The 22,597-nt window shown below is 71.9% G+C and carries 22 protein-coding genes; 17 read left to right on the top strand and 5 right to left on the bottom strand.

The window, feature by feature from the left end; all coding sequences use genetic code 11:
- Positions 1-21: 21 nt before the first annotated feature.
- Genes NE236_RS33825 through NE236_RS33815 form a run of 3 tightly spaced genes read right to left on the bottom strand, consistent with a single transcriptional unit; the run spans position 22 to position 2,786 of the window.
- Positions 22-1,200 (bottom strand): thiolase family protein, encoded by a 1,179-nt coding sequence (locus NE236_RS33825; RefSeq protein ID WP_252846303.1) that lies wholly within the window; start codon positions 1,198-1,200, stop codon positions 22-24.
- A gap of 15 nt (positions 1,201-1,215) precedes the next feature.
- Positions 1,216-1,965 (bottom strand): CoA-transferase subunit beta, encoded by a 750-nt coding sequence (locus NE236_RS33820; RefSeq protein WP_252846302.1) that lies wholly within the window; start codon positions 1,963-1,965, stop codon positions 1,216-1,218.
- Positions 1,962-2,786: a CoA transferase subunit A gene (locus tag NE236_RS33815; RefSeq protein WP_252846301.1), complete on the bottom strand. Its 825-nt coding sequence runs from the start codon at positions 2,784-2,786 to the stop codon at positions 1,962-1,964. The genes NE236_RS33820 and NE236_RS33815 overlap by 4 nt, the downstream gene beginning before the upstream one ends.
- A 162-nt stretch (positions 2,787-2,948) precedes the next feature.
- On the opposite strand from NE236_RS33815, the gene NE236_RS44780 reads away from it, so the two are divergent.
- Entirely contained in the window at positions 2,949-4,658 is a 1,710-nt protein-coding gene (locus tag NE236_RS44780; protein ID WP_308209186.1) for an IclR family transcriptional regulator domain-containing protein, read from the top strand.
- A 43-nt stretch (positions 4,659-4,701) separates the two neighbouring features.
- Here NE236_RS44780 and NE236_RS33800 read toward each other — a convergent pair whose 3' ends face one another.
- Entirely contained in the window at positions 4,702-5,517 is an 816-nt protein-coding gene (locus NE236_RS33800) for an SAM-dependent methyltransferase (RefSeq protein ID WP_252846300.1), read from the bottom strand.
- A gap of 485 nt (positions 5,518-6,002) precedes the next feature.
- Here NE236_RS33800 and NE236_RS33795 point away from each other — a divergent pair, with 485 nt between their 5' ends.
- From NE236_RS33795 to NE236_RS45320, 16 genes are all read left to right on the top strand, one after another.
- A complete protein-coding gene (locus tag NE236_RS33795; protein WP_252846299.1) occupies positions 6,003-6,434 on the top strand; it encodes a hypothetical protein in 432 nt (143 codons plus the stop codon).
- 236 nt (positions 6,435-6,670) lie between these two features.
- Positions 6,671-6,982: a hypothetical protein gene (locus tag NE236_RS33790; RefSeq protein WP_252846298.1), complete on the top strand. Its 312-nt coding sequence runs from the start codon at positions 6,671-6,673 to the stop codon at positions 6,980-6,982.
- Positions 6,983-7,331: 349 nt separating this feature from the next.
- On the top strand, positions 7,332-8,174 hold the full coding sequence (locus NE236_RS33785; protein ID WP_252846297.1) for a class I SAM-dependent methyltransferase: 843 nt from the start codon (positions 7,332-7,334) through the stop codon (positions 8,172-8,174).
- A 100-nt stretch (positions 8,175-8,274) separates the two neighbouring features.
- Positions 8,275-8,901 (top strand): TetR/AcrR family transcriptional regulator, encoded by a 627-nt coding sequence (locus tag NE236_RS33780; RefSeq protein ID WP_252846296.1) that lies wholly within the window; start codon positions 8,275-8,277, stop codon positions 8,899-8,901.
- Positions 8,902-9,116: 215 nt separating this feature from the next.
- Complete coding sequence (locus NE236_RS33775) at positions 9,117-10,124, top strand: LacI family DNA-binding transcriptional regulator (RefSeq protein ID WP_252846295.1); 1,008 nt, start codon at positions 9,117-9,119, stop codon at positions 10,122-10,124.
- Positions 10,121-11,062, top strand: a complete 942-nt coding sequence (locus NE236_RS33770) for a carbohydrate ABC transporter permease (protein WP_252846294.1) — start codon at positions 10,121-10,123, stop codon at positions 11,060-11,062. The genes NE236_RS33775 and NE236_RS33770 overlap by 4 nt, the downstream gene beginning before the upstream one ends.
- On the top strand, positions 11,059-11,877 hold the full coding sequence (locus NE236_RS33765; protein ID WP_252846293.1) for a carbohydrate ABC transporter permease: 819 nt from the start codon (positions 11,059-11,061) through the stop codon (positions 11,875-11,877). Before NE236_RS33770 ends, NE236_RS33765 begins: the two co-directional genes overlap by 4 nt.
- A 21-nt stretch (positions 11,878-11,898) precedes the next feature.
- Positions 11,899-13,197: an ABC transporter substrate-binding protein gene (locus tag NE236_RS33760; RefSeq protein WP_252846292.1), complete on the top strand. Its 1,299-nt coding sequence runs from the start codon at positions 11,899-11,901 to the stop codon at positions 13,195-13,197.
- Positions 13,194-14,216 (top strand): ADP-ribosylglycohydrolase family protein, encoded by a 1,023-nt coding sequence (locus tag NE236_RS33755; RefSeq protein WP_252846291.1) that lies wholly within the window; start codon positions 13,194-13,196, stop codon positions 14,214-14,216. Before NE236_RS33760 ends, NE236_RS33755 begins: the two co-directional genes overlap by 4 nt.
- Before the next feature lie 18 nt (positions 14,217-14,234).
- Positions 14,235-15,266, top strand: a complete 1,032-nt coding sequence (locus NE236_RS33750; RefSeq protein WP_252846290.1) for an ADP-ribosylglycohydrolase family protein — start codon at positions 14,235-14,237, stop codon at positions 15,264-15,266.
- Positions 15,263-16,396 (top strand): ADP-ribosylglycohydrolase family protein, encoded by a 1,134-nt coding sequence (locus NE236_RS33745; protein WP_252846289.1) that lies wholly within the window; start codon positions 15,263-15,265, stop codon positions 16,394-16,396. Before NE236_RS33750 ends, NE236_RS33745 begins: the two co-directional genes overlap by 4 nt.
- Entirely contained in the window at positions 16,396-17,736 is a 1,341-nt protein-coding gene (locus NE236_RS33740; RefSeq protein WP_252846288.1) for an ADP-ribosylglycohydrolase family protein, read from the top strand. The genes NE236_RS33745 and NE236_RS33740 overlap by 1 nt, the downstream gene beginning before the upstream one ends.
- Positions 17,737-17,844: 108 nt before the next feature.
- Complete coding sequence (locus NE236_RS33735; RefSeq protein WP_252846287.1) at positions 17,845-19,032, top strand: CaiB/BaiF CoA transferase family protein; 1,188 nt, start codon at positions 17,845-17,847, stop codon at positions 19,030-19,032.
- A 2-nt stretch (positions 19,033-19,034) separates the two neighbouring features.
- Positions 19,035-19,892, top strand: coding sequence for an HpcH/HpaI aldolase/citrate lyase family protein (locus NE236_RS33730; protein ID WP_252846286.1), 858 nt, complete (start codon positions 19,035-19,037; stop codon positions 19,890-19,892).
- Positions 19,893-19,901: 9 nt separating this feature from the next.
- Entirely contained in the window at positions 19,902-20,837 is a 936-nt protein-coding gene (locus NE236_RS33725) for a Ppx/GppA family phosphatase (RefSeq protein ID WP_252846285.1), read from the top strand.
- 48 nt (positions 20,838-20,885) lie between these two features.
- Positions 20,886-20,996 (top strand): DUF397 domain-containing protein, encoded by a 111-nt coding sequence (locus NE236_RS45320; protein ID WP_372494475.1) that lies wholly within the window; start codon positions 20,886-20,888, stop codon positions 20,994-20,996.
- A gap of 183 nt (positions 20,997-21,179) precedes the next feature.
- On the opposite strand, the gene NE236_RS33720 is transcribed toward NE236_RS45320, so the two are convergent.
- Entirely contained in the window at positions 21,180-22,592 is a 1,413-nt protein-coding gene (locus NE236_RS33720; protein ID WP_252846284.1) for a TfuA-like protein, read from the bottom strand.
- Positions 22,593-22,597 lie beyond the last annotated feature (5 nt).

Here is a 22,597-nt window from a genome sequence, read left to right as displayed (position 1 = left end):
CGGCGTGACGGGGCGGCCTCCTCACCGTTCGAGGACGAGGGCAAGGCCCTGACCGACGCCGACGCACATCGTGGCCACCCCGACGCCAGAGCCCGCGGCGTACAGCCGGTGAGCGACGGCACCGGTCAGGCGGGCGCCGGAGGCGCCCAGCGGGTGGCCGATGGCGAGGGCACCGCCGAGCGGGTTGACCAGGGCCGGGTCGAGTTCGGGGAGCTCGGCCAGACAGCCCAGTGCCTGGGCGGCGAACGCCTCGTTGAGCTCGGCCGTGCGCAGGTCGCCGAAGCCGCGGCCGGCCTTGGCGAGCGCCTTCCTGACGGCCTCGACCGGCCCCAGGCCGTAGTACTGCGGTTCGATGCCGGTGACGGCGCGGGCACCGATCCGCGCCAGCGGTTCCCGTCCGGTGGCGCGCAGGCCCGCTTCGTCGCAGAGCAACAGCGCGGCCGCGCCGTCGGTCAGGGGGGAGGCGTTGCCCGCCGTGACGGTGCCGTCGCGTCGGAAGGACGGCTTGATCCTGGCCATGGTGGCGAGGTTCCCGCCGTCGCGGATGGACTCGTCACGGGGCAGGTCGACGCCCTCGTACGGCACGACCTCGTGCGCGTAGGCGCCGTCCTTCCATGCGCGGGCCGCCTTGTCGTGGCAGGCCAGGGCGAAGGCGTCCTGCGCCTCGCGCGTGATGCCGTGCTTGTCGGCGATGAGTTCGGCGCCCTCACCGAGCGAGACGGTCCACTCCGGTGGCATGGCGGGGTTGACCATACGCCATCCCAGCGTGGTGGAGTGCAGTTCCTGGTTGCCGGGTGGGAAGGCGCGTTCGGGCTTGGGCAGTACCCATGGCGCACGGGACATCGACTCGACGCCCCCGGCCAGCGCGATCGAGGCGTCGCCGAGCGCGATGGCCCGCGCCGCCTGGATGACGGCTTCCATGCCCGAGCCGCACAGCCGGTTCACCGTGGTGCCCGGGACGGTGACGGGGAGCCCCGCCAGCAGCACCGCCATCCGCGCGACGTCGCGGTTCTCCTCGCCGGCTCCGTTGGCGTTGCCGAAGAAGACGTCGTCGATCCGGGCCGGGTCGAGCCGCGGTGTACGGGCGACGATGCTGCGGACCACGTGGGCGGCGAGGTCGTCGGGGCGAACGCCGGACAGCGCGCCACCGTACTTGCCGAACGGCGTGCGGACGGCGTCGACGATGTAGACGTCGGTCATCTCGGGGAGCTCCCTTCAGGCGGCCTTGAGGCCACGTAGCGCGGCGAGTTCAGCATCGGTGGGGGGCGCGGTGACACCGACCGCGTCGGCGGTCTTGAGCGGCCAGCCGGTGGCGGCCCGGGCCTGCTCGACGGTGACACCCGGGTGCAGGTCGGTCAGAACGAGCTCGGCGGTGTCCGGAGCGGGACGGAGGATGCCGAGGTCCGTGATGACGGCGACCGGTCCTCTGCCGCGTAGGCCGAGCCGCCGCCGGTCACCGTTCCCGGCGCCATGCCCGACCGAGGTGGTGAAGTCGAGCCTGTCCACGAAGTTACGGGTGGAGTGGCGCAGCACGATGAGGACCTCGCCGCAGTTCGCCGCGATCTCCGGTGCGCCTCCGGCGCCGGGCAGACGGCCTTCGGGCCTGCCGGGGCCACGGTCGACGACCGTGGTGTTGATGTTGGCGTGCCGGTCGAGCTGGGCCGCGCCGAGGAATCCCACGTCGATCCGGCCACCCTGCAGCCAGTAGTTGAACATCTCCGGCACGGACACCACCGCGTCGGCGGTCTCAGCGAGTTCGCCGTCGCCAATGGACAGCGGCAGGCGAGTCGGCTTGGAACCGAGGGCGCCGGACTCGTAGATCAACACGAGGTCGGGGCGGGAGGTGCGCCGGGCGAGGTTGGCAGCGGTGCTCGGCAGGCCGATGCCGACGAAGCAGGTGCGGGCGGCCGACAGGGCGCGGGCCGCGCTGACGGTCATCAGCTCGTCATTGGTCCAGTCGCTCATCGGGCGCTCGCTTCCTCGGTCCGCAGAATGTGGTCGTCGACCCAGCCGGTGAAGGTCTGGCGATCCCGGGAGATCCGGTCCCACGCCTGGTAGAAGTCGTTGTCGCGGATCGAGTACCCGGTCGCGTAGGAGGGATGGGCGCCACCGGGCACCTCGGCGACGGCTGTGACGACCCAGGACGGAAGGACGACACCACCGGGTCGGAGCGTCAGGCGGTCGACGATCTCCTCGACGGTGACCAACACCCGCTTGGCGGCGAGCGCGGCCTCCTTCTGAACACCGGTCAGGCCCCACAGTTGCACGTTGCCGTCGCGATCGGCCTGCTGGGCATGGATGACGGTGACGTCGGGGTTGAGGGCCGCGACGGCCGCCAGCTCCTCACCCGTGAAGGGGCAGGCGATCGTGGAGACGGTGTTGGTGCGCTCCACGAGATCCGTGCCGCGGTAGCCGCGCAGGACGGCGAAGGGAAGTCCGGAAGCGCCGGCGACGTAGCGGTTGGCCATACCGGCGTGGCTGTGCTCGTCGATCTCCAACGGCCTGGGCCAGCCGTTCTCGACCGCGTCGCGGAAACGGTGCAACGAGCCGACCCCGGGATTGCCGCCCCAGGAGAAGACCAGCTTCTTCACGAGCCCGGCACCGATCAGCTGGTCATAGATGACGTCCGGCGTCATCCGGACGAGGGTCAGGTCCGTGATGCCCTGACGGATGACCTCGTGGGCGGCGGCGAAGGGGATGAGGTGGGTGAAGCCCTCGAAGGCCACGATGTCGCCGTCGTGGATCAGCTGCGCCACCGCATCGCGTAGCAATCGGATCTCGGACATGTCCCTCACCTTCCGCGCGTCCGATGGAGCCGGGCTCGCGCGCCGTGTTCGCGTAGCGAACTTTCGTTCGTAAGCTGGATCGAGTCTGCGTCCCGCGTGCCGTCGCTGTCAAACAAAGGGCGTGGGTACGGTTTCGACGAGAATCCGCCCCATGGAGAGCACATGACGTACCCGATCTCCGGTTCCCCGGCACCGCCAGAGGCGGTGACCCCGCTCGTGCGGGGCCTGGCCGTGCTCCGTGCGCTGAGCGAAGCGGACGGGCGGCAGCGCGTGGCCGACCTGGTCCGCGGCACCGGGCTGGCGCGGGCCACCGTCGACCGGCTCCTCGGCACCCTCGCGTTCCTCGGCTACGTGCGTCTGCAGGGCGGGGACGCGATCCTCACCCCTCGGCTCATGGAACTCGGCAACGGCTACCTCGCCTCCAGCCGGATACCGGACCTGCTCGGCCCGCTCGCGGACGACCTCGCCGACGACCTCGACGAGTCCGTCTCCCTCGCCGTTCCCGACCGGGACGGCGTGCGCTTCGTCTACCAGGCCACACGACGGCGCGCGATGCCGCTGGCCTTTCGGATCGGCGATCTCGTGCCCGCCGAGATGGGCGCTCCGGGGCCTCTCTTCGCGATCGACTGGGGAGACGAGGACTGGGCCGGCTGGCGGTCGCGCCGCGAAGCAGACCCCGGTGACGTCGCCCTCCGCGCGGCGCCCGGCGGAGGCTCGGGCAGCGCGGCGTCGTTCGAACAGCGGACCGCGGCGGCGCGTCGCGACGGCTGGTCGCTCGACGACCAGCTGATCGAGCCGGGTCTGGTCGCCGTCGCGGTGCCGGTATACGACATGGCCCGGCGGTGCGTATGCGCGGTCGGTGTGGTCAGCCACACCGGCCGGCACAGCGCCGCGTTCCTGCGGGAGGCGATGCCGCCCCGGCTGCGCAGGACCGCGGCGGCCATGGAGAAGCTGCTCCACGCCGAGCCTGCCGGAGCGGCGACCTCGGCGCGCGCGGATGAAGCGGAGCGGGAGCCGTCCATGCCGCGAACGGACCAAGCGAAGCGGGAGCCGTCCATGCCGCGAACGGACCAAGCGAAGCGGGAGCCAGGCCCGGAGTTCGTGGAGTCCCTCGCCCGCGGTCTAACGGTGATCACGGCGTTCGAACGGGGCGGTGCCGAAATGTCACTCGCGGCCGTGGCCGAGGCCACCGGCCTGGCCCGCGCCACCGCCCGGCGCTCGCTGATCACTTTGACGCACCTCGGCTACGTGACATCCGAGGGGAGGCTCTTCCGGCTGACCCCACGAGTGCTGGACCTCGGGTTCGCCCACCTGTCAGGACTGACGCTCCCCGAGATCACCCAGCCTCACCTCGCCTCGCTCGCCGAGCAGGTGCACGACTCGGCGTCGATGGCGATCCTCGCGGGAGATGACATCCAGTACGTGGCACGGGTGCCCACAGTGCGGATCATGAGCGTCAACATCACCCTGGGCACGAGGTTCCCGGCGTATGCGACGTCGATGGGACGAGTGCTGCTGGCCGGCCTGCCCGACGCCGAACGGGCCGCCTATCTGGAACGCGTGACCCTCAAGCCGCTGGCTCCGCACACCATCACGTCCCCCGCACGGCTCGGCGAAGTCCTCGATCGCGCCGACCGTGACGGATTCGCTCTAGTGGAGGACGAGCTCGAGGAAGGGCTCCGGTCCATCTCCGTCCCGGTGCGTGATCGCACCGGGACGGTGGTCAGCGCGGTCAACGTGTCCATGCACGTGCGCCGGAGAACGATGGAGCAGACGCTCGACACCGTACTCCCCGCCCTGCGGGCGGCGGCCGCGCGCATCGAGAGTGACTTCTGGGTGGCGGGCCGTTATGCGGCGATCCCCGTCGCGTGACCGCTGACCGTGCGCCCCTGAAGCCACGCGCGGCACCGCCGGGTCAGGGCTTGCGGGCGACGCCGCCGAGGGTCGCCACCTCCTTCGGAGGGCCGAACGGATCCGACTCGGGACGCCATTGCCGGATCGGCACGATGCCCGGCTCGATCGGCTCCAGGCCGGCGAAGAAGCCGGTGACCTGCTCCGGCGTTCGCAGGAGGTAGGGGATCGCCCCGCTGTCCTTGTAGTTGCGGGCCGCCTCCCGGTGCGCCGCTCCGACGTCGATGCTGTCGGCCAGCGCCAGGAGGCTACCCGGGGGCAGGGCGTTCACCAGCCTCCGTACGATCGACCGGGCCTCGTCGTAGTCCTCGATGTGGCCCAGCACGCCCATGAACATGAGGGCGACGGGCCGGGTCAGGTCGAGGGTCGCGGCGGCCGCTTGGACGATCTTCTCGGGGTCGCGCATGTCGGCGTCGACGTAGTCGGTCCGGCCCTCCGGTGCGCTCGTGAGGAGTGCGCGGGCGTGCGCGAGGACCAGCGGGTCGTTGTCGACGTAGACGATCCGGGAGTCGGGCGCGACGCGCTGCGCCACCTCGTGGGTGTTGTCGACCGTCGGCAGTCCGGTACCGACGTCGAGAAACTGCCGGATGCCCTCTTCTCCGGCCAGATGCCGGACGGCCCGGGCGAGGAAGTGGCGGGCCGCGCGGGCGGTGTCGACGATTCCGGGAAAGATCTCGCGGTACCGGTCACCGGCCGCCCGGTCGACCGGGTAATTGTCCTTTCCGCCCAGCCAGTAATTCCAGACCCGCGCCGAGTGCGGAACGCCGGTGTCGATCTCCGGCGTCGGCACCGGTTCGCGGCCGGGGGAGCTGTCGTTCACGGGACCTTCCTCAGTGCCGTCCGATGGGCCGGGCGCCTATCCTTCCGGTTCCTCCGCGTTCGCCGTATTCACGGCTCACAGTGGCCGTACGAAATGTTCGGCAAAGGCGCCTGGTCAGCGGGGATTCGTCGCGTCAAAGGGTGAACCGTCGCCCGGAGGTGGCTGGCTTCACCGAGTTCTTCGAGCGCCCCGCCGGGGGCACCCATCACATCTACGGCGGCAGCAGCGGTTTCCTTCGACGGGGCTGGGGGGGCTTCGAGGCAAGGCGTTCACGGCGTTCACGGCGCTCGCGGACCGCGTCCGCGCCCGGGCGGACCGTAGGGACTGGGGGCCCAGCCGGAAGTTGGGCCTGTGGCCTCTACCGTCGGGCGGCCTGCCGATGCGATGGTCGACGGGCATCCCACTCGACGTTCACGGGCCGACCCATGCCGCCCTCCACCTGCGGCGGACCGGCCCGTGGCCTTTCATGAGCGAAGGAACCGCCAATGCGGAAGTCGGCCCTGATCGTCGCCGCTCTTGCCTGCACCGTCGTCGGGGCGGGCGCCTCGGCAGCGTCCGCCGCCACTGCCCCCAAGCCGCCGCACTCGTGGAACCTGGACAAAAAGGTCAAGCCCGCGGACGCCCGGACCGCCGGGCAGTGGAGCCGCCACGGCAAGAAGTTCACGATCAGTGGCAGGGTCCAGGATTACAGCCCCGGCGACGCCGCGTCGGCGAGCGTGGTCGTGAGCGTCCGCCTGTCCGGCAAGCTCGTGCTGCTCAGGCAGTACTTCACCGACACCAAGAAGGGCCGGACGTTCGCGCCGTCGTACACCGCGAAGACCGCCGCCCAGGCGGCCAAGGTGAAGATCTCTGTGCAGAAGTGCCTGTTCAAGGCGGACGACACCAGCATCTGCAGCAAGGACACCCCGGTCAGGTGACCGCCTCTCCGGCGGCGCGCGCTTAGGCGCCCACTCGCGCGGAGCCCGGGTGACCGGTCCCGCTTCGGGACCGGTCACCCGGGCTCCGCGGTTGCGGGGCTCTCAAAGAGAGGCCCAGCACACGTCACGGTCGTAGGTGCGTAAATCCAGCCATGCCTCCGGCGCGCGAGCTTATGACGGGGGTATCACGGTAGGCGTGGAAATGATCACCGAGAGTAGTTTCCAGCGATTTCACGGTGACCGACGCCGACCATCTCCTTATGGCCGCGCGCCGCATCTACCACGAACTCAATCCGGACACGAGCGCCGACGAAGCCGCCGGGACGGTGACCTGCCCCGCAGACGCGTTGTTCGTCATCCTTGAGCACGCTGGCCTGCTCGGTGACGCAGCCGACGACCGGCTGTCCGGTCACGCCGCCGACGGGCTCGCGGTCGGTGTGTGGCGCGCGCAGATCGTCGTCGACGAACCGGCTCCATTGTCGCCCGAACCCAGGAGTGACTGTCTTCGCGGTGACGTCTTCCTTCCGCCCCGCGACCACGAAGACTGATCACGGCGCGGACGATCGCTATCGGCAGCATCTCCAACGCACTCTTCTGTCGCGGGTGCTGGCTCTGCCCTGAACGACCAAGATCCATAGGACGTCGAGGCGAATTTGCTCGTGATCATCCGGAAACCTGGCGCCGCATCGTTGCTCACTTCCAACAACGTCGCAGGTAGCCAGCCCGCGAGTGCTCACGATCGCGCGGATCCTGCAAGAGCGGCGCCGTAGATGTGGTGTGTATCCCGCCGGGGGCGCCGTCGGCGGGCTCGATCGGCAGTGGACTTGACCCGCAGCCGTCTGCGGCCTCAGTATGAACGGTAGTTCATGAACATACGTTCATATCGAGGGAGCTTCGATGCCGCAGATCGTCAACACCGCCCAGGCCGAGGCGTGGAACGGGTACGAGGGTGAGCACTGGGCGGGCCACGCCGACCGGTACGACGCCGTGAACAGCGGGTTCAACCGGTTCGTTCTGGACGCGGCCGCGATCGGTGACCGCGATCGGGCCCTGGACATCGGCTGCGGCAACGGGCAGCTGACCCGGCTGGCGGCCCGCGCGGCGCGAGCCGGACGAGCCCACGGCATCGACCTGTCCGCTCCCATGCTCGCCACGGCACGTGCCCGGGCGGCCGGGGAGGGCGTGGCCAACGTGACCTTTGAGCAGGCGGACGCCCAGGTCGTGCCGTTCCCGGCGGGCGGCTTCGACGTCGCGGTCAGCCGGTTCGGGGTCATGTTCTTCGCCGATCCGGTCGGCGCGTTCGCCAACATCGGCCGCGCCCTTCGGCCGGGCGGACGGCTCGCCTTCGTGTGCATGACCCGGCTGGAAGGCACCGACCTGGGCACCGCCTTCGGGGCGATGGCCGCCCATCTTCCGCGACCCACCGGACCGGACGGCACCGGCCCCACGTCGTTCGCGGATCCGGCGCGCGTACGGGAGGTGCTGACCGACGCGGGATTCTGCGAGGTCACCTGCGCTCACGTCGAGGCGGAGCAGGTCTGGGGCCGGGACGTCGCCGACGCGACCGCGTTCATCTGCGCCTGGGGGCCCGTCAGGTTCCACCTGGAGCAGGCGGCGCCGGAGGCGGCGGCCCGGGCCCGTGACGCCCTCACGGCCGCACTGGGGGCCTTCGCCCGGCCCGACGGTGTCCGGCTGCGCGGCACCGCATGGCTGGTGACCGCCCGCCGCTCCCAGTCCTGATGACCGGGCGTGCCGCGCCTGGAAGGCGGGCCCGCGCAGGAGGTCGCGGGTGGCCGGAGCCCATCCCGGCCCGCACCGCGGCTCACTACGATGACTGCTGATGTCACCCAGACGAGCGGCGGTGCTCCGCGACGGGGGTGGCGAGCAGAGCCTGCGCGCGCATCTGATCGCCACCGCCGAACGCATGATCTCCGAACACGGGACGATCGGGCTCACGGTACGCGGGATCGCCCGCGAGGCCGGGGTCGCCGACGGCGTGCTGTACAACCACTTCGCCGACAAGGAGGAGTTGCTGGCCCACGCGCTGCGCGCGCGGGTGCGGGCCGTCGAACGTGGCCTGAGCGGCCTGCCCGAGCCGGGCGGCGGCACGGTCGAGGGGAATCTACGCGCCTACATCACCCACGGCCTGGACCTGCACCGGGCGGTCCTGCCGGCCTTCGCCGGGCTGCTCGCCCAGCCGCAGGTCCTCGCCAGGTTCGCGGATCTGGGCGGTCCGGGAGAGAACTGGCGTGACCAGCTGATCGGGTACCTGCGCGCGGAGCGGGAGCTGGGGCGACTGGCCCCGGAGGCCCCGGTGGACGCCGCGGCGAGGATGATCGTCGGCGTCTGTCACGAGGCGGTCCTGTCCCTGTTGTTCCACGGCGCCGTGACACCGGACGCCGTGCCCGTCGCGCCGGATGAGGTCGACGCCCTGGTCGCCGCCGTCCTCGACGGCGTCGGCCGGTGAACGGCCGGCCGCTGGATCGTCCGGGGCGGCGTTCGCCGTCCCTCCGCGCCGTGCGCTGAACACCCTCTTGACGCGGCGGGTTTCGGCGGGGTTTCATACTCCTCACTCCCGTAAACGTTTACGGACGTCGATTCGGCGAACTGTAAACGTTTACGGCAATCAGAACGATCCGGGTGAGCCTCGTGTGGGCTCGCGGGCGAGGCGGGAGGGATGTCGTGGCTCAGGGACCGACGATCACGACGATCGCCGCGCACGCGGGGGTCTCGATCGCGTCGGTGTCGCGCGTGCTGAACGGACTGCCGACGCGTGAGGACACCGTGCGGAAGGTGATGGCAGCCGCCGACGAGCTCGGCTACGTGCCGAACGCCGTGGCCCGCTCCCTCAAGTCGAACCGCACGTACCAGGTGGCGTTCGCGATGGCGGACATCGGCAACCCGACCTACGTCGCGATGGTGCGGGAGATCCAGCCCGTGCTCAAGGCCGCCGGGTACCGCCTGGTCCTGCACTCGACCGGCGGTGACCTCGACGACGAGCTGGACGTGCTCCGGCGGCTGGGGGAGCGCTACGCCGATGGGCTCATCATCAGCCCGCTGCGCGGCATCACGCGCAAGCACCTCGACCTGCTGACCGCCGCGCCGGCGCCCGTCGTCGTCATCGGCTCGGTGCCCGAAGGCGCCCCGGTCGACAACGTGCGGACCGACTCACGGGCCGGCGTGCGGCTGGCACTGAAGCATCTGCATGACCTCGGGCGGCGGAGCATCGGCTTCCTCAACGGTCCCCTGGACACCGTCCCGGGCGCCGCGCGGGCCGCGGCGTACACCGACGCGCTGGACGCGCTCGCCCTGCCCTACGACCCGAGCCTGGTGGAGGTCGGCGACTTCTACCGGGCCGAGGGAGCGCAGGCGGCGCGCCGCCTCCTCGAACGATCCCGGCCGGACGCCCTCCTGTGCGCCAACGACCTGATCGCGCTCGGGGCGCTCGACGTGCTGCGGGAGGAGCGGCTGCGGGTGCCCGAGGACATCGCGCTCGTCGGGATGGACGACACCGAGCTCGCGACCGCCGCCTGGCCGACGCTCACGAGCGTCGGGCTCGGGTCGGCCGAGCGCGGCCGGCGGGCCGCCGAACTGCTCCTCGACCGGCTCGACAACGGTGTCGCCGAACCCCGGATCGTCACGGTCGAGCCCACGCTCGCCGTACGCGCCTCGACGGAGGGAGCTCCGTGACCGCCACGCAGACCGCGACCCGTCCGCCTCGAACCGGGCGCCCGCATGCCCGGCCGAACCCGCGCGGCGGAGGCGACCGGGGGACGCTGCTCCTGCTGCTCCCGGCCCTCGTGCCAGTGCTGCTGTTCAGCGTTGGGCCGCTGCTCTACGGCATCTACCTGTCGCTCACCGACGCGCGCGGGGGCCGGAACGCCGTCATCTCCTTCGTCGGACTGAAGAACTTCGGCGACGTTCTGGCCGACGGCGACTTCTGGTCCTCGTTCAAGATCGGGCTGATCTGGGCGGTCGGCGTCACCGTGCTGCAGTTCCTGGCCGCGCTCGGCCTGGCGCTGCTGTTGAACCAGAACCTCCGGCTCCGCGGGCTCGCCCGAGTGCTGGCGATGGCCCCGTGGGCGATGCCGCCGATCGTGATCGGGTTGATGTGGCGGCTGGTGTACCACCCCAACGCCGGCATCCTGAACGCGACACTGCAGAACCTTCACCTGCTGGACCACAACGTGGACTGGCTCAACGACTTCGGCACCGCCCTGCCGGCGATCATCGTCGTCGGCGTCTGGACCGGCATGCCGCAGACCACCGTGGTCCTGCTGGCCGGGCTGCAGGGCGTGCCGAAGGAGCTGCACGAGGCGGCCGCCGTCGACGGCGCGAGCGTGTGGCGGCGCTTCTGGAACGTGACGCTGCCGCAGCTGCGGCCGGTCATCGTCACGATCACCTCGCTGGACTTCGTCTGGAACATCAACCAGTTCGCGATGGTCTACGCGCTGACACAGGGCGGCCCGGGCGGACGTACACGCCTGCCGATGCTGTTCGCGTACGAAGAGGCGTTCCGTTACGGGTTCTTCGGGTACGCGGCGGCGCTCGGGGTCGCCATCACTCTCGTCGTGCTCGTGGTCCTCGGCTTCTATCTCTGGGGCCGGATGAGGGAGAGCGCCCGGTGAGAAGGTCCCTGAAGTACCTCGCGCTGCTCGGCTATCTCGTCTTCCTGGCGTTCCCGCTGCTGTGGCTGCTGTCGACGGCGTTCAAGACGCCGCGCGAGATGGCGAACCTGCATCCGCGCTGGATCCCGCACCACCCGACGCTGCGGAACTTCAGTGACGCCTTCGCCGCGCAGGACCTGACCGGCAGCGCCGCCCGCAGCCTGATCGTGGCCGTCTCGGTCGCGGTACTCACCGTGGTGATCGCGCTCCCGGCGGCGTACGCGCTGGCGCGCCGCCGGTCGGTGCTGAACCGGATCGCGATCGGGTGGGTGCTGGTCAGCCAGGTCTTCCCGGTCGTGCTGATCGTCATCCCGCTGTTCATCATCCTGCGCCGGCTGGAGCTGGTGAACACCCTGCCCGGCCTGATCCTCGTGCACATCACGTTCGTGCTGCCGTTCGCGCTGTGGATGCTCCAGGGCTACGTCCGGGGCGTCCCCCGCGAGCTGGAGGAGGCCGCCGCCGTCGACGGCGCCGGGCGAGTGAAGACGCTGGTCAGCGTCGTCGCGCCGCTGCTGGCGCCGGGGGTCGTGGCCGCCCTGCTGTTCGCCTTCATCTCCTCGTGGAACGAGTTCTTCTTCGCCCTGGTGATCCTCAAGGATCCGGACAAGGCGACCCTGCCGCTGACGCTGGTGAAGTTCACCGGCGCGGAGCAGGCCGCCCGGCTCGGCCCGCTGGCCGCCGCGTCCCTGCTGGCCACCATCCCCAGCCTCATCTTCTTCGCCATCATCCAACGCCGGCTCCGCGCGGGCCTCACCGCCGGTGCCGTCAAGGGTTAGACAGTCAGACAGGAGGTACCCATGCGTCGCGGTCTTCGCTCCGCGTTCGCGGTCGCCGCTGCCACCGTCATCGGCCTGACCGCCGGGTGTTCCGGGGGCGGCAACGACTCCGGCAAGCCGGTCACACTGAAGTTCCTGAGCCTCGCCTGGCAGAAGGACTCTCTGGCCGCGAACAAGCGGCTCGTCGCGGAATGGAACAAGGCCAATCCGAAGATCCAGGTGCAGTACGTCCAGGGCAGCTGGGACAACGTCAACGACCAGCTGGTGACCTCCTTCGAGGGCGGCGACCCGCCGGACGTCATCCACGACGACTCCTCGGCCCTGGCCGGCTTCGCCGGGCAGGGGTACCTCACCGACCTGACCAAGCTCATCCCCACCGAGCTGAAGAACGACATCCCGGACGCCGCCTGGGGCACCGCGACCTTCGACGGCAAGGGCGGGCAGGGGATCTACGGGGTGCCGTTCCTGCAGGAGTCGCAGGTCCTTCTCGCCAACAAGAAGATGCTGGACGAGGCGAAGGTGCGCATCCCCACCGTCGACGCCCCGTGGACCTGGGACGAGTTCCAGCAGATCACCAAGAAGCTGACCGTCGGCAAGCGCTACGGCATCGCGTGGCCGCTGAAGTCACCGGTGAACAAGGTGCTCAACCTCTCGCTGAACTTCGGCGGCACCTTCTTCCAGACCTCCGGCGGCAAGACGACGGTCAAGGTGGGCCCGCAGGAGAGGGAGGTCCTGCAGCGGATCCACGACCAGCTCTACAAGGACAAGACGGCCGATCCCTCGACGCTCGGAATGGGCACGACCGACCCGCTGCCCGGCTTCTACGCGGGCAAGTACGCGATGGTGCCCGCCGGGATCTACCTGCGCCAGCAGCTCGTCGAGCAGGCGCCCAGCGGCTTCCAGTGGGTGACGATCCCGCCGCTGAAGGGCCAGACGACCCAGCAGGGCGCCGTCTCGCAGACGCTCTCGGTCGCCGCCGACAGCAAACACCCCGAGGAGTCGATGAAGTTCATCTCCTGGTTCCTGAACGGGCAGCACCAGGCGGACCTCGCCAAGGGCGACTGGCTGATCCCCACGAGTAAGACGGCCGCGCAGGACCCGACGCTGACCAGCGACAAGTACGGCTGGAACGTCGCGACCGCCTCCGCCAAGAGCCTCGTCCTGGCCCCGTACCTGAAGGTCAACGGCTTCGACGAGTTCAAGAGCAAGGTCGCGACGCCGGCGCTGCAGTCCTACTTCGCCAACAAGATCAGCCTCGATGAGCTGGCGAAGAAGCTGACCGACGACGGAGACAAGGTCCTGTCCCGGTACGCCAAGTGATCGAGTTCCGCGACCGCGCCCGGGGGTGCCTGCTCGGCCTGGCGGCCGGCGACGCCCTCGGGCGGCCCGCCGAGAACCTCACGCCCGAGGAGATCACCCGCCGGTGGGGCCGCCTCACCGAGCTCGAACCCGGACTGGACGGGGGCCCGGCGGGCACCGACGACACGGAGTACGCGATCTTCGCGGCGTCGCTGCTGCGGGCGCACGGCTCCGCGCTCACGAGCGAGGACGTCGTCGCCGCCTACCGGGAGCAGATCCTGCCGATCGACGGGCCGATGAAGGGCGCGGGCTTCTCCGAGCTGGGAACGGTCCAAGCCCTGCGGCGGGGACTGGCCCCGCCGCTGACCGGGCGCTGGCACGCGCACGGCTGGTCCGACGGCCTGGCGATGCGCGCCGCCCCGTACGGGATCTTCGCGGCGGGCGATCCGGACGAGGCGGCCCGTCTCGCGGCCGTCGACGGCGAGGTCAGCCACAGCGGCGAGGGGATTCACGGCGGGCGGGCCGTCGCGGGGGCGGTCGCCGCCGCGATGACCGGTGCCACTCCCGCCGAGGTCGTGGCCGCCGGGCTGGCGGTCGTCCCCGCCGACTCCTGGACCGCCCGCAGCGTCCGCGCGGCCACGGCGATCGCCGCAGGCCCCAGGCGACGTGCCTCGGAGGCGGGGCCGGAAGGGCACGGCCTGGCCGGGGAACTGCACGACGCCGTCGTCGCGCGCCACTACCCGTGGACCGACCTGGCCCCGGAGGCGGTCGCGCTGGCCTTCGCCGCGTACGTGGCCGGCGGCGGAGACGTCGAGGAGTCCGCGGTGACGGCGGTGAGCCTGGGCCGCGACGCCGACACCACCGCCGCCATCGCCGGCGCGCTCGCGGGCGCGGGCCGCGGCGAGGGCGGTGTTCCGGAGCGCTGGGCGCGGGCGATCGGCCCGGTCCGCGGCGCCTGCCTGCCGTCAGTGGCGGGCCGGGACGTCCGCGAGGTCGCAGACGCGCTGGTGGGTGCGCGCACGCGGGTACGGAACGGCTAACGGAGAGGGAGGAGACGGATGTCATCGGGGGATCGACGCGATCGGATCCGTGGCGCGTTCACGGGGCTGGCCATCGGTGACGCGGCCGGCTGGCCGGCCGCGCGGCACCGGTGGAACCTGCTGGCCCCGTGGACCCGCCGGCTCGGGCGGGAACTCGACGGCTTCGCCGAGGAGCACCGGGTCACGACGCTGCCGGTGCCGTTCGCGCTGAACCAGCCGGTGGCCGCCCTCGCGGTCGGCCCGTCCGACGACGCCGAGTGGCTCGCCTGGACCGCGCGCACGCTGGGCACCGACCGCCGCGCGGCGTTCGAGGCCCTGGGCGAGGACGTACGGGCCCGGATCTCGGTGCGCACCGCGCTGGACAACCTGGCGCGGGGCGTCGGCCCGCCCGCCAGTGGCCACGACAACCCACACTTCTTCGACGACGCCGCCGCCGTGCGGGCGGTCGCGTTCGGCGCGGCGCACCCGGGGGAGCCGGACCCGGCCTCCCGCGCCGCCCGCGCCGACGCGGAGATCACCAACGCGGAGGACGGCGTGCACGGGGCCGGGGCGATGGCCGCCGCGATCGCCGTCGCGGTGGCGGGCGCCCCCGCAGGCGACGTCGTCGCGGCCGCCCTGGCCGAACTGCCGGAGGGCACCGCGATCCGCCGAGCGGCGACGCTCGCGCTCGCCCTGCCCGGCGACGCGTTCGCCCTGGTGCCCGCCCTGGACGCGACCCTGCAGGACCACGTGTACAGCTACGGCGTCGCGGCGGCGCAGACCGTGGCGGTGGCGCTCGCCCTCACCCGCGCCTCGGGCGGGGACCTGTCCCGCGCCGTGCCGGCCGCGGCCTGCCTCGCCTCGCTGGCCGACTCGGCGCCCGCGCTGACCGGGGCGCTGACCGGCGCCGTCACCGGCTGGACGGGACTGCCGGAGACCTGGCGCGAGCGGGTCCGGAACCTGGACGGGTGCTGCCTGCCGGACCTCCGGGGCGCCGACCTCGTCGCCATCGCCGATCGACTCAGCGGGTCCGGGCCGGCCGGAACCGCTCACCAGGAGGGACTGGGATGACTCCGTTGCAGGACAAGGCCGTCGGCACGCTCGTCGGCGCGGCGGTGGGGGACGCGCTCGGCGGGGCGACGGAGGGATGGACCCCCGAGCAGATCCGGGAGCGTTACGACGGCTGGGTCACCGGCATCGTCCCGCCGTACTTCGCCGACTGGCGCAACGCGCGCCCGATCGCGCCGTACCACAAGGGCGACGGGCACGTCACCGACGACACCCTCATGACGCACGCGCTCGTACGGGTCTATGAGCGGGCGGGCGGCCACCTCGACGCGTACGCCGCCGCCGAGCACCTCGTGCCGGAGATGATGGGGGAGAAGCGCTGGATCCCCGAACTGGAGGCGGAGGCGCTGCCGCTGCAGCGGGTGTTCCTGGCCGAGAAGTGGCTGGTGCTGCGGTTGCACTACGGGCACGTCGACCCGCGTGAGGCGGGCGTGGGCAACATCGTCAACTGCGGCGCGGCGATGTACGTGGCGCCCGTCGGCGTCGTCAACGCGGCCGATCCCGATGGCGCGTACGCCGAGGCGATCGACCTGGCCGGGGCGCACCAGTCGAGCTACGGCCGGGAGGCGGCGGGCGTGTTCGCGGCGGCCGTGGCCGAGGCGATGCGGCCGGGTGCGACGCCCGACTCCGTCGTCGCGACGGCCGTACGGCTCGCCAAGGACGGCACGAAGGCGGCGATCGAGGCCGTCTGCGAACGGGCCCGCGGCGCGGCGCACTGGGAAGGCTCGTTCGAGGGCCTGCGCGACGCGGTCCGGCCGTTCGACACGGTCGCCGACACCTACCGCGACCAGGGCCTGGGAGCGCGGCGGCCCAGCCGTACCCACAGCATCGAGGAGCTGCCGCTCGCGCTGGCCTTCCTGCTCATCGCGAAGGGCGGCTACCGCGACACCGTGATCGGCGCGGTGAACTACGGCCGCGACGCCGACTCGATCGCCAGCATGGGCGGTGCCATCGCCGGCGCGCTGGGCGGCGTGGCCGCCGTGCCCGCCGACTGGCGCGAGGACGTCGCCGTCGCCAGCCGCATGGACCTGGAGGCGCCCGGTCTGGCGATCGCGGCGGTCGCCGAGCGCGTGCGCGCCGCCGATGTGGCCCGGCGGCGCGCGCACGAGCAGGCGTTCGCGGAGCTGCTGTGATGCGGCTGACCTGGGTCCAGCCCGAGGACCTGATCGGGCACGAGCTCCGCCAGGCCGCGCTGGACGGCCGGGACGTCGCCGACATCGCGGCGCGCTGGCACGCCGCCGGCGGCCACGACGCCCCGCCCCGCGCCGGTGCCTCGCCGGAGCCGGCGTCGCCGCAGCTGCGGACGCTCGCCGAGCGGCTGCTCGACGAGCTCGCGGCGATGCCGTCGCCGTACGACGAGCCGACCGAGCTAGAGGAGATCATCGCCGCGTGCCCGGACTGGCCGTCGGGAGAGCCGCGCCCCGCCGCGTACGACCGGGTGCACGGCGCGTGGCTCGGCCGCGCCGCCGGATGCGTGCTCGGCAAGCCCGTGGAGAAGATCCCGCGTGCGGGCATCCGGGAGATCGCCGAGGCGACCGGGAACTGGCCGATCCGCGGCTGGTTCACGGCCGAGGGCCTGCCCGCGGAGGTCGCCGAACGCTGGCCGTGGAACCGGCGCAGCGCGACCACCAGCCTCGCCGAGAACCTCGACGGCACGCCCGAGGACGACGACCTCAACTTCCCCATGCTCGCCCTGGCCCTCGTGGAGCGGCACGGGCGCGGCTTCACGACCGACGACGTCGCGCAGGCCTGGCTGGACGAGCTGCCGGGCGGCCGGGTGTTCACCGCCGAGCGCGTCGCCTACCGCAATCTCCTGCTCGGCGTCGAGCCGCCGCGCACGGCGACGTACCGCAACCCGTTCCGGGAGTGGATCGGCGCGCAGATCCGCGCGGACGTGTACGGCTGGGTCAACCCCGGCGACCCGGCGGCGGCCGCGTCGATGGCGCACCGGGACGCGCGCCTCAGCCACACCGCCAACGGCGTGTACGGCGCGATGTTCGCCGCCGCGATGTGCGCGGAGGCCCTGGTCGCCGACACGGTCGAGGAGGTCGTCGCGACGGGCCTGGCGGTCGTGCCGCCGCAGTCCCGCCTGGCCCGGGCCGTACGCGAGGCCGTGGCGTCCGCCCGCGCGGAGACCGACTTCGAGCGGGTCGCCGACGGACTGCACGAACGCCACGGCGACCTGCACTGGGTTCACTCGATCAACAACGCCGCGCTGGTCGCCGCCGCCCTCATCCACGGCGGCGGGGACTTCACCCGGTCGATCGCCGCGGCGGTGGCGGGCGGCTGGGACACCGACTCCGACGGCGCGACCGTCGGATCGGTCGCCGGGGCGCTGCTCGGCGCCGGGCGCCTGCCCGAGCAGTGGACCCGTCCGCTGCGCGACCGCGTCGCCAGCAGCCTGACCGGCTTCGACGGCGTACGCCTCAGCGACCTCGCCGCCCGCACGGCCGCGCTCGCGGAGAGCCGATGACGCGTGAACGGTGTTCGGGAACGGAGAGCCGATGACGTGTAAGCGGTCCTCACGAGCGGAGAGCCGATGACACCCGAGGCACGTCCTCGCGCAACGGAGGGACCGGCGATGACCCGCCCGCTGGACGGAGTCCGCGTCCTGGACCTGGCGACGCTGTTCGCCGGGCCGATGGCCGCGATGCTCCTCGGTGACTTCGGCGCCGAGGTCGTCAAGGTCGAGCACCCCCGCCGGCCCGACCCCGCGCGCGGGCACGGCGCGGCCAAGGACGGCATCGGCCTGTGGTGGAAGATGCTCGGCCGTAACAAGCAGACGATCACCCTGGACCTGTCGGCGCCCGAGGGCCAGGACGTCCTGCTCCGGCTCGCCCGCGAGACCGACGTCATCATCGAGAACTTCCGCCCCGGCACCCTCGAACGCTGGAACCTGCCGTACGAACGGCTCCGGGAGGCCAACCCCGGCCTCGTGCTGGCCCGCGTCACCGGCTTCGGCCAGTTCGGCCCGTACGCCCGCCGCCCCGGGTTCGGCACGCTCGCCGAGGCCATGAGCGGATTCGCCGCGATGACCGGCGAGCCGGACGGGCCGCCGACGCTCCCGCCGTTCGGGCTCGCCGACGGGATCGCCGCGCTGGCCACGGCGTACGCGGTGATGACCGCGCTGCGGGCCCGCGACCTCACCGGCGACGGCCAGATCGTCGACCTGTCGATCCTGGAGCCGATCCTGACCGTGCTCGGCGGCCAGCCCACCGCGTACGACCAGCTCGGGCTGGTGCCGCCGCGCACCGGGAACCGGTCGGTCAACAATGCCCCGCGCAACACCTACCGGTGCGCCGACGGCGCCTGGGTCGCCGTCTCCACCTCCGCCCAGAGCATCGCCGAGCGCGTGGTGCGACTCGTCGGACGCCCCGAGTTCGCCGACGAGCCCTGGTTCGGCACGGGCGCCGGCCGGGCCGAGCACGCGGACGAGCTGGACGCGGCCGTCGCGGCGTGGGTGGGCGAGCGCACCCGCGAGGAGGTGCTCGCCGAGTTCGAGAAGGCCGAGGCGGCGGTCGCCCCGATCTACGACGTGCGCGACATCATGGCCGACCCGCAGCTGGCCGCGCTGGAGGCGATCACGACCGTGGACGACCCGGACCTCGGGCCGCTGCGCATGCAGAACGTGCTGTTCCGCCTGTCGGCCACGCCCGGCGCGCTGCGCTGGACCGGGCGCGCGCACGGCGCCGACACCGACCGCGTCCTCACCGAGGTCGGCCTGACCGCCGCCGAGATCGACGCGCTGCGCGCCCGCGGGGTGGTCTGAGCATGCCGACGCTGCTGTACGTCCCGGCGGACCGGCCCGACCGGGTGGCCAAGGCGCTCGCCACCGACGCCGCCGTCGTGATCCTCGACCTGGAGGACGCCGTCGCCCCCGCGCACAAGGACCAGGCGCGCGACTACGTCGCCGGGCTGCCGGCCGACCTGCCGCGCCCGGTTCAGGTCCGCGTCAACGACGTACGGACCGCCTGGGGCCGTGCCGACTTGGCGGCCCTGGCCGGGCTGCTCCCGGCGACGGATGGCGTCCGCCTGCCGAAGATCGAGTCCGTGGAGCAGGTACGGGAGATCGCGGCGCTCGTCCCCGGTGCCGCCCTGCACCTGCTGCTGGAGTCCGCGCTGGGCGTCGAACGCGCCCACGACCTGGCGACCGCCCACCCGGCGGTGGCGAGCGTGGGGCTCGGCGAGGCGGACCTGAAGGCGGACCTCCGCGTCGCCGACGAGGCGGGCCTGGCCTGGGCACGATCACGGATCGTCGTCGCGGCGCGGGCCGCCGGGCTGCCGGCCCCGGTCCAGTCCGTCCACCCCGACGTCCGCGACCTCGACGGGCTCGCCGCGTCCTGCCGGCTCGGCCGCGCCCTCGGCTTCCGCGGCCGGGCGGCGATCCACCCGGCCCAGCTGCCGGTGATCGCCGAGGTGTACCGCCCGACTCCGGAGGAGATCGCCGCCGCCCACCGGATCGTCGCGGCCTACGAGGAGGGCGAGGCCACGGGGACCGGTGCCGTCGCCCTCCCCGACGGCGGTTTCGTCGACATCGCCGTCGTCCGCCAGGCGCGGAACGTGCTGGCCGAGGCCGCCCATGGCCGGTTCGTGAACGGCGGGCGACGCGCCGGCTCCGGCGTTGGATAGCGTGCGGCCATGAGATTGGGTGTCCTGGACGTCGGATCGAACACGGTGCATCTGCTGGTGGTCGACGCGCACCACGGCGCCGCGCCGCTGCCCGCCTTCTCCCACAAGGAGGAGCTGCGGCTGGCCGCCCACCTGGAGGACGGCGACCGGCTGTCCGAGGAGGGCGGGGAACTGCTGCGCGGTTTCGTGGAAGAGGCCGTGCGGATCGCCGAGGACAAGGGCGTGGAGAAGCTCATCGGCTTCGCCACCTCCGCCGTGCGCGAGGCGGCCAACGGAGAGGACGTCCTCGCCAAGATACGCGCCGAGAGCGGGGTCGACCTGCAGGTGCTGTCCGGGGCGGAGGAGGCGCGCCTGACCTTCCTGGCGGCGCGCCGCTGGTTCGGCTGGTCGGCGGGCCGCCTGCTGGTGCTGGACATCGGCGGAGGCTCGCTCGAGATCGCCGCCGGCGCCGACGAGGACCCGGACTTCTCCACGTCGGTGCCGCTGGGTGCGGGGAGGCTGACGCGGGACTGGTTCACCGCCGACCCGCCGCCGCCCGACGAGGTACGGGCGCTGCGCAAGTACGTCCGTGCCACCATCGCCCGAGAGGTCTCAGGAGTGACACGCCGGGGAACCCCGGATCACGCCGTCGCGACGTCCAAGACGTTCAAGCAGCTCGCGCGCATCACCGGAGCCGTCCCGACCAGCCAGGGTCCACTGGTCCGGCGGGTGCTCAGCCACCAGGACCTGACCGAGTCGGCCAGGCGGCTCGCCGAGATGACCGTGGAGGAGCGCGCACAGCTGCCGGGGGTGTCGGAGGGGCGGGTGCCGCAGCTTCCGGCGGGCGCCATCGTCGCCGACGCCGCGATGGACCTGTTCAACCTGTCCGAGGTCGTCATCTGCCCGTGGGCGCTGCGCGAGGGCGTCATCCTCCGGCACCTGAGCACACTCCCCGAACCGTCCTGACCCGTCTGAACCGTCGCGGCCGAGAGATATAAGTGAGAGGAGTGCGGGATGGCAACCCCTGAGGTGTCCCGCGCAGGCTGGCGCACAAGTAGCCGAAGCGGTGGTAACGGCAACTGCGTTGGAGTGGCGACCGTAGAGGTCACCGAGGACGACGCCTGACGTAGTGCGATAAGCCAACGGCCCCCATCACGCTTCGGCCGGTGGGGGTTTCGCCGGGAATCCGAAGACCGGTGCAAGCGCCGCTCACGCTCCTCGGTGTCCTCCTGGCTGATCAGGTGAATACAGCCTCACAGCTTGATCGGCTCAGTCACTCAGAACAGACCGCACTCGTAGCGGATTGGTTCATGTTCGGGTGGTTGGGGTGACCCTCAGGTCCACGAGGTCCGGGTTGTATTTGGCCAGGAGGTGGTACGGCCGTGCCGCGGCGGTCAGGACGTCCAGGGAGCCGATACCCCGGTTCAGCGCGTGCAGTTCCAACGTTCCGGGCTCGACGCCCCACAGTTCGCTGAGGTGGGACAGGATGCGATCCGCCGACAGCGTGTGGATGTCGAAGCCGGATTGAATCTGCTGTGCGTGTTCGTTCACCGATCGCGCGGCAGCGACGAGTTTCGCCACTGTGGGGATGACCTGCCGTCGGCGCAGCGCGTCCAGCGCCAGGGTGTCCGCGGGCACTCCAGGCGTCAGCTGGAAGCTCCGAACCACGAACGTGCCAAGCTGGTCCGCCAGGGATCGCGAGGTCCGTTCAGCCGTGGTCAGCCACAGGTCGAGGAAGCTCAGATCCTCGGGACCGGCCGATCGGATGTCCGGGACGACGCTGCGGTGCCTCGCGTGTGCCAGCACCGTGTCGAGGGTCGTCTCCGCTTGCTGAGCCTGGCAGGTGTTGGCGCACTCCTGAGCCAGATGGCCGAAGACCAGGTCGCGGTAGAACCTCGGATAGTCGCGGGCGAAGAGCTGGCACATTCGCAGGATGCTCATCTCAGCGGTCCAGCCGTCGCCGGTATCGACGCCGCGTGCTCCCAGCTGCCAGCGGTGCAGGTAGACGGTGGGCGCCACGGTGAAGCCGGGCTGGTTCGCGGCGTATGGCGCGCTGCCGTTCGCTTGGCCGTCTTCAAGCGTGCGCAGCGTCTGAACCAGTAGGAGTGCGTCGTCGCGTTGGAGGTTGACGGCCCGGGTCGCGCTCAGGTGCTGCAGCGCCTGAACGCTCGCTTCCGGCATCCCCGCCTCGCGGGCGAGCCGGATCAGTTCCGGGTATGAGCGCATCCGGTACGGCCGCCGGGACAGATCGGCGACGAGCTGACCGGCGGTGGACTCGTCAAGGACTCCCTCCTGTAGGCAAAGGTGCAGGGTGGCCCGGATGTTGACCAGGGGTTCCGAGATCGGCCGATAGCGTTCTTCCGTTGGCCCGTGCGACAGGGCCACCTCGTCGTCGGCGGTTAGCCGACCCTGCCGGTAGTCACGGTAGATGCGCCCCACGCCGCGCATACCGAAGGTGTCGAGTTCGGCTGCGCGCAGTGCGCCCATGCCGGCGGCGCCGAGGACCTGCACGCCCGCGTCGAGGAGGGTGAGGATCTCCTTGTGCCGTACGGCGCGAGTGTGATGGAAGTACCCGTCAATGATGCCGACCACGTCCCCCTGCCGCGGTGCGAGCCTCAGCAGGTCTCCCGCCTCCACCGGTGGAAGGACGGTGATGTCGTCCATGGTCAGCAGGTCGGCGGCGTCCGGCAGGCTCGGGCCGACGAAAAGGTAACGGGTCATCGGCT

This window comes from Actinoallomurus purpureus (genome assembly GCF_024055795.1).
Classification (GTDB): Bacteria; Actinomycetota; Actinomycetes; order Streptosporangiales; family Streptosporangiaceae; genus Actinoallomurus; species Actinoallomurus purpureus.
The sequence above is the reverse complement of the archived record's forward strand: the minus strand, read 5'-3'. Positions and strand labels throughout refer to the sequence as shown.